Origin of the sequence: Micromonospora citrea (assembly GCF_049629545.1) — a bacterium.
Taxonomy (GTDB): Bacteria; Actinomycetota; Actinomycetes; order Mycobacteriales; family Micromonosporaceae; genus Micromonospora; species Micromonospora citrea_A.
Genome location: NZ_JBNADX010000044.1, coordinates 22,534 through 29,493 on the forward strand (window position 1 = coordinate 22,534; position 6,960 = coordinate 29,493).

Below are 6,960 nucleotides of genomic sequence, written 5' to 3' on the forward strand. Positions count from 1 at the left end.
GGCGTGTCGCGGTGTCCGGGCGGACGGACACCGCGACACGCCGCAAACAGCGCGGGTCGGTCAGGCGGTCGCGGTGAGCACCCGGACGGCCTCCCGGACGTCGTCGGTGAGGTGCACGGTGGTCGACAGGTCACCGAACGGGGAGGCGGCGAAGAGCGGCCGCAGCAGCGACTCGACCGGCAGCTCCCGGGTCCAGTACGCCCGGTCCAGGAAGACGTACGCGCCGCTCGCCCCGTCGGTGCCGTAGTACGTCTTCGTCGCCGCCTGGAACACCTCCTGCACGGTGCCGGCGCGGCCGGGCGCGAAGACGATCCCGCCCCGGGCCAGCCGCAGGATGGTGTCCTCCCGGATGGCGTTCGAGAAGTACTTGGCGATCTTCCCGGCGAAGAGGTTCGCCGGCTCGTGCCCGTACAGCCAGGTGGGGATGGCGAGCCCGCCGGTGCGGGCCCAGTCCACGCCGGGTCCCCGCTGCTGCGGCAGGGTCGGGGGCGTCGCGTACCGCTCGCGTACCGCCAGCGCCGCCGCCGTGTACCGGTCGTGGTCGGTGAAGTCGGGGGCCGCCGCGAGCAGGTCGATCGCGGCGTCCAGTGCGTCGGCCGGCCAAGTTGCGAGGAACGCGCCGAGGTTGGCCGCCTCCATCACGCCGGGGCCGCCACCGGTCACCACCAGCCGGTCGGCCCGGGCCAGCTCCCAGCCCAGCACGGCCGCCATCCGGTACGGCACGCTGCCGCGCGGCACGGCGTGCCCGCCCATCACGCCCACCACCGACTGCGGGCCGTGCGTCGCCAGCCAGGCCCGGGTCGCGTCGGTCAGGGCGTTGTCCACGCCGTGGTCGTGCAGCCGCTGGCCGAGCGCCTCCCGTACGTCCGGCAGGGCGCCGCCGTGCTCGCGGAAGTGGGTGTACACCCGGGTGTCGTACATGCCGGCGAAGCCGCCCTCGGCGAAGCCGGCGGCGAGGTCCTCCGGGGCGTACAGGTGCGAGGGCTGGGTCGGGTACGGCAGCCCGGAGAAGGGCGGCACCACGTTCGCGCCGCGCCGGACCAGGTCGGCGCCGACCTCCCGGTCGGCGAAGCGGCACCCCACGAAGAGGGTGCCCGCGACGTCCGTGGCGGTCAGGTCGGGGACCGGGTCGAGGTCGAGGCGGAGCCCCTGCACGGTCAGCCCGGCCAGGCTGCCGGAGGCGAGCCGCCGGTCGAACGCGGCGCGGGTCTCGATCTCGTCGGGGTGGGTGTGCGGCGCGATGACGTCCGCGGGAGGTGGGGTCGGCACCACGCCATCCTGCCCCGGGCCGGCAACCCGCCAAACCAGGACCGCCCGAACGGACAGGAGCCCGGTGACCGAGGCCACCGGGCTCCTGCGTAACCGGTTCCTGGGGAGGCTCCGGACCAATAGTTGTAATCGAAAACATTGCGCGACGGCATGGGCCGCAGGGCTCGCCGCCACGAACCGCAGGGCTCGCCGCCACGAACCGCAGGCGGGGCGGCCGTTCCACCGTTCAGTCAGCGCGCCGCGCCGGACCCCCTCGCGCGTCGCTACGCGAAGCGGGTTGAATGGGGCGATGCAGAACCTGTTGCCTGAGCCACCGGCCACCCTCCTGCCCGCGCACGACGAGGCCGACGCCGCCCTGGCCGACGCCGTCGGGCAGGGCACCGACGAGGCGTACGCCGAGGTCGCGGCCCGTTTCCCCACCCACAGCGCGGCCTGGGCGGCGCTGGCGGCCCGGGCGTTCGACGCCGGTCAGGTCGTCACGGCGTACGCCTACGCCCGCACCGGGTACCACCGGGGCCTGGACCAGCTGCGCCGCAGCGGCTGGAAGGGGCACGGCCCGGTGCCCTGGTCGCACGCGCCCAACCGGGGCTTCCTGCGCTGCCTGTACGTGCTGTCCCGGGCCGCCGGGGAGATCGGCGAGGCCGACGAGGCGGCCCGCTGTGCCCAGTTCCTGCGCGACTGCGACCCGGCCGCGGGGGACGCCCTCGCCGGCACCGTCAGCTGACCCGCGCCCGGCGGCCGGCCCGGCACCCGTCCGGGACGGCCGCCGGAGCCGGTCAGAGCCCTTCGGCGACCGCGGCGGCGATCTTCAGCCAGGCGTCCCGGGTGGCCGAGGAGAGCCCGCCGTACCGGATCGGCTCGCCGGTGTCGATCAACCGCTCGTACGGCGCGAGCAGCACCGCCCTGGTCCGGGCGGCGAAGTGCTCCTGGATCGCCGGCAGGTCGATCTCCTTGCGGGACGGCGGCATGGAGACCACCGTCACCGCCTGCCGGACCAGCCGCTGCCGGCCGCTCTGCTCCAGGTGGTCCAGCATCCGGGCGGCGGTCTCCGCCGAGTCGTTACGGGCCGACATGGTGACCACGAGCTGGTCGGTGGCGTCCATCGCGGCCTGCCAGTTCTGTGCCCGGACGTTGTTCCCGGTGTCCACGAAGATCAGCTTGTAGAACCGGCTCACCACCTCGCGGATCTCGGCGAACGCCGCCGCGGTCAGCATCTCGCCGCCGGTGGCCGACTCGTCCGAGGCGAGCACGTCGAACATCCCCTCGCCCTGCGAGCGGACGTACTGCGACAGGTCCCCGATCCGGCCGTGCGCACCCTGGAACTGCCCCAGGTCACGCAGCATGTCCCGGACCGTACGGGAGTGGAAGTCCTGCTGGGCGCGCATGCCGAGGGTGCCCTGCGTCTCGTTGTTGTCCCACGCCAGCACGTATCCGCCGCGCTTCTGCCCGAAGGTCATCGCGAGCAGCAGGATGGCCACCGTCTTGCCGGCGCCGCCCTTCGGGTTCACCACGGTCACCTGGCGTAGCCCGCCGAAGTTGCGGCGGACCATCTCGATGTCCCGCTTCACCTCCTGCTCGTGCCGCCCAGGCGGGAGCTTGACCAGCCCGATCTTGTTCACCACCGCCCGTACGCCCATGGTGGCGACCGGGTCGGCGGGGCGGGCCTGTCTGCGGCGGGCGAAGTCCTCGGCGGTCGGCGCGGGCCCGGCCTCCGGGGTCCACGCCGGCTCGGGCGGGCCGGCCGGCTGCTGCTGCGGCATCCCGGCGGGCGGGGTGCCCTGCTGCCAGGCCGGCTGGTACCAGCCGGCGGCCTGCGCCGGCGCGGGGCCGGGCGGCACGGGCGCGGGGTGCGGCGGCACCGGCGCGGGGTGCGGCGGCGACGGTGCGAGGTGCGGCCTGGCCGGTCCGGGCTGCGGGGGCGCCGGGGCGGGCTGCCGGGGTGGCACCGCGAGCGTCGGGCCGGGCGGGTACTCCGTCGGCGGCACGGGCGGGCTGAACGGCGTCCCGGGCGAGGGCGGGAACGGGCCCAGCTTCGGGGCGGGCGGGGTCTCCTCCGGCCGGCCGGGGACCGCCGCGCTGCCCACCGCCTCCTCCCCGGCGGCGGCCGCGAGCCGCTGCGGCGGCTGCGCCCACGGCGACTCCCGCGCGGTGACACCGCTGCTCTCCACCGGTACCACCGGGGTGCCCGGCGCGCTGTCGACGGCTGTGCCGTCCGGTGCGGGCCCGGTGTCGACCGGGCCGGTCCGCGGCTCGACGGTCGTCGGATGGCGGTCGACCGGTTTCGCCGGGTCAGCGTCGACCGGGTCCGCCGGGTCAGCGTCGACCGGGTCCGCCGGGTGGGCGTCGACCCGGTCCGCCGGGTGGCCGGCGATGCCGGTGGCCGGGGCGTCGGCCCGTCCACCGGCCTCGGCCGGGTCCGGACCAACCGGTCCCGGTGCGTTCGGGTCCGGACCGGGTCGCGGTGCGTCGGCCGGTCCCGGCGCGTCGCCCGCCCGGTACGCCCCGGCCGTCCCCGCGTCGGCCGGCCCCCGTCCCGCGCCGGTGGCGTGGGGCTCCACCGCCGGGCCGGACGGCGTGGGCCCGGCGGTGGCGGAAGGCGTGGGCCCGGCGGGCCGGGCGGCGATGACCGGCCCGGGCGTCATCGGCTGGTCCAGGGTGAAGGGCAGGTCGAGGTCGACCGGGGCGGGCTGCCCCACCCGGGGCGTCGGCACGGACCGCTCGGGTACGTCATCGAAGTCCGGCCCGGCGTCGGGCCCCGGCCACGCCGGGTACGGCGCGTAGGACGCGGCACCCCCGGACCCGGAGGCAGGGCCGCCGGCGGCCTCTTCGTGCCGGGTGACGGCGTCGGCCCCGTGCGCCGTGCCACCCCCGTGGCCGGAGGTGCTGCCGGACCCGTTGACGGCCAGGTGCCCGTACCCGTTGGGGTCGTCGTCCTGCCGGTACGGCTGCAGGAGCGTCGGCTCGGCCTGCAGCGACGGCCAGTCGCCGTCCGGCGGGGGTGGTGTCCAGCCCGGGGTCGCCGGAGGCCCGCCGACCTCCGCGGTCAGCGACGGGTACAGCGAGGGCCGGCCGCCCCAGGCCGGGGCGGAGTCGGTCGCGTCGGGCGGCCAGAGCGGTTCGATGTCCCGCTCCGGCACCGGCTGCTGGCCGGGCAGCCGGGCCCGGTCGGCGTTCTCGTCCACCACGGCTCCTCCCCATTCCTCCTGCCGAGGATAGGCCGTCCCGTTCCGGTGACGGACCGTAGCGAAGCGCCGGTTCGGGTCAGTTCGTCCAGACCGCCCAGGCGCCCGGCTCGATCCACCAGGAGCGCTTGCGGCTCAGTTCGCCCTCGACGCCGTCGTCGAGGAACGGGACCTTCGCGTCCCGGGGGACGACCGACACCGCCCGTCCCCGGGCCCGCCGGACCTCGAACCGGATCTTCTTCCTGCCCAACGCCGAGCGGGTCACCACGGGAACGGCCACCGCCACCTCGACCACGCCGTCCGCCGGGTCCGGGTCGGCCAGCAGGGGGAGCCCGTCGAGGCTCGCGTACCCGCCGGCGTTGCCGACCGCGCAGGCCAGGATCGGGTCCTCGCCGTCGGAGAGGAGCGTGTCGTCCACCTCGACCCGCCCGCGCCAGTGCAGCGGGCGGCCGGCGTCGTCCGCCGCGCCGAGCAGCGCGCCGTCCAGGGTGACCGAGCCGCCGTCGTTGCGCAGCAGGTCGAGCCGGCGGGCGGCGCCGTCCAGCACCGCGGCGGCCACCGCCGCCGGGTCGCGGGGCAGCCCGAGCTGCGCGGCCAGGTCACGGTGCGTGCCGCTGCGGGCCGGGTCGAGCGGGAGTACGCCCACCGGCGGCAGGTCCGGCACCGTACGGTTGCCGGCCAGGTCCTCGGGGCGGCGGCTGGGCGGTGGGGCGTACCGCCGGACCAGCCGGCGCAGGACGGCGCGCAACTGGGCGTCGCTGGCCGTGGCGACGACCAGCCGGGTCTTGGAGTCGGGGTCGGGCCAGGCGAGGCCGTCGGCACGCGGCGGGCCGTCGAGCCGGGCCAGCACCTCGTCGACCTCGGCGTCCGAGCGGGCGGTGACCGTCTCCACCCGGGCGCCCCGCGCGGTCAACGCGTCCACGCAGGCCAGCACCGGTACGCGCGGCGTCTCGCAGCGCTCCTCGGCCTTCCCGGCGGCCTTGTCGGCGGCCTCGGTCGCGCCGCCGCAGCAGGAGTCGCCGCTGCCACAGCCCCCACCGGGAGCGTCCCGCTCCGAGCCGAGGGTGAGCAGCACCACGTCGTACACGAAGGAGCCTCCTGCCTCTCGACGCGACCCCTGCCGGTCCCGCCGTCACTACTTGTTAGCCTGACACCCCGGGCTCGCCGACCGGTCGCCACCTGGCACCCGAGCCTTCTGGAGGCGGAAAAGATGCCAGCGATCGTGCTCATCGGCGCTCAGTGGGGCGACGAGGGCAAGGGCAAGGTTACCGACCTGCTGGGTGAGCGGGTCGACTACGTCGTGCGCTACTCCGGCGGCAACAACGCCGGTCACACCGTGATCACGCCGGACGGGCAGAAGTACGCGCTGCACCTGATGCCGTCCGGGGCGCTCTCGCCGAGCGCGATGATCGTCATCGGCAACGGTGTGGTCGTCGACCCGAAGGTGCTGCTGGCCGAGATCGACGGGCTCGCCGAGCGTGGCGTGGACGTCTCCCGGCTGCGCATCTCCGGTGACGCGCACCTGATCATGCCGCACCACCGGGCCCTGGACCGGGTGGTCGAGCGCTACCTCGGCAGCGCCCGGATCGGCACCACCGGCCGGGGCATCGGCCCGGCGTACGGCGACAAGGTCGCCCGGATGGGCATCCGGCTGCAGGACCTTCTCGACCCGGGCATCCTGCGCAAGAAGCTGGAACTCGCGCTGCGCGAGAAGAACCAGCTCCTGTTCAAGATCTACAATCGCAAGGCGATCGACGTCGACGCGACGATCGAGGAGTACCTGGCGTACGCGGAGCGGCTCAAGCCGTACATCGCGGAGACCCGGGTCATGCTCTGGGACGCGCTGGACCGTGGCGAGACGGTGCTGCTGGAGGGTGCCCAGGCCACCATGCTCGACATGGACCACGGCACCTACCCCTTCGTGACCTCGTCGAACCCGACGGCCGGCGGGGCGTGCGTGGGCGCGGGCATCCCGCCGACGGCGATCACCCGGGTGATCGCGGTCAGCAAGGCGTACACCACCCGGGTGGGCTCCGGCCCGTTCCCGACCGAGCTCTTCGACGACAACGGCCAGCACTTGCGCAAGATCGGCCACGAGTACGGCACCACCACCGGCCGGGAGCGCCGCTGCGGCTGGTTCGACGCCGTCGTCGCCCGGTACGCCTGCCGCCTCAACGGCGTCACCGATCTGGTGATCACCAAGCTGGACGTGCTCACCGGCATGGCGAAGGTGCCGATCTGCGTCGGGTACGAGATCAACGGCGAGCGTTTCGACGACATGCCGATGACGCAGACCGACTTCCACCACGCCACGCCGATCTACGAAGAGCTCGACGGCTGGTGGGAGGACATCTCCAAGGCGAGAACCGAGGACGACCTCCCCGAGAACGCCCGCAGGTACATCGCCCGCATCGAGGAACTCACCAACACCCGCGTGAGTGTCGTCGGAGTAGGCCCCGGCCGCGAGGAAAACGTCCTCCGCCACCCCCTCCTCCCCTAACCCCCCACC

At 75.1% G+C, this 6,960-nt stretch carries 5 protein-coding genes; 2 read left to right on the forward strand and 3 right to left on the reverse strand.

What is annotated here, in order from left to right; all coding sequences use genetic code 11:
- Positions 1-60: 60 nt before the first annotated feature.
- Positions 61-1,269, reverse strand: coding sequence for an LOG family protein (locus ACPFP2_RS28980; protein WP_424093287.1), 1,209 nt, complete (start codon positions 1,267-1,269; stop codon positions 61-63).
- Between the two features lie 289 nt (positions 1,270-1,558).
- Between ACPFP2_RS28980 and ACPFP2_RS28985 the strand changes: the two genes are divergently transcribed.
- Entirely contained in the window at positions 1,559-1,993 is a 435-nt protein-coding gene (locus ACPFP2_RS28985) for a DUF3151 domain-containing protein (protein ID WP_424093289.1), read from the forward strand.
- A 52-nt stretch (positions 1,994-2,045) separates the two neighbouring features.
- Here ACPFP2_RS28985 and ACPFP2_RS28990 read toward each other — a convergent pair whose 3' ends face one another.
- Both ACPFP2_RS28990 and ACPFP2_RS28995 read right to left on the reverse strand, forming a co-directional pair.
- The gene (locus tag ACPFP2_RS28990; RefSeq protein ID WP_424093291.1) at positions 2,046-4,451 is read right to left on the reverse strand and encodes a chromosome partitioning protein; all 2,406 of its coding nucleotides are present in this window, start codon (positions 4,449-4,451) and stop codon (positions 2,046-2,048) included.
- Between the two features lie 79 nt (positions 4,452-4,530).
- A complete protein-coding gene (locus ACPFP2_RS28995) occupies positions 4,531-5,538 on the reverse strand; it encodes a hypothetical protein (protein ID WP_424093293.1) in 1,008 nt (335 codons plus the stop codon).
- 123 nt (positions 5,539-5,661) lie between these two features.
- Between ACPFP2_RS28995 and ACPFP2_RS29000 the strand changes: the two genes are divergently transcribed.
- Positions 5,662-6,951, forward strand: coding sequence for an adenylosuccinate synthase (locus ACPFP2_RS29000; RefSeq protein ID WP_424093294.1), 1,290 nt, complete (start codon positions 5,662-5,664; stop codon positions 6,949-6,951).
- Positions 6,952-6,960 lie beyond the last annotated feature (9 nt).

Bases quoted from the DNA above. Each gene is read 5' to 3' on its own strand.
- ACPFP2_RS28985 (WP_424093289.1), top strand. From the start codon at position 1,559: ATGCAGAACCTGTTGCCTGAGCCACCGGCCACCCTCCTGCCCGCGCAC.
- ACPFP2_RS29000 (WP_424093294.1), top strand. From the start codon at position 5,662: ATGCCAGCGATCGTGCTCATCGGCGCTCAGTGGGGCGACGAGGGCAAG.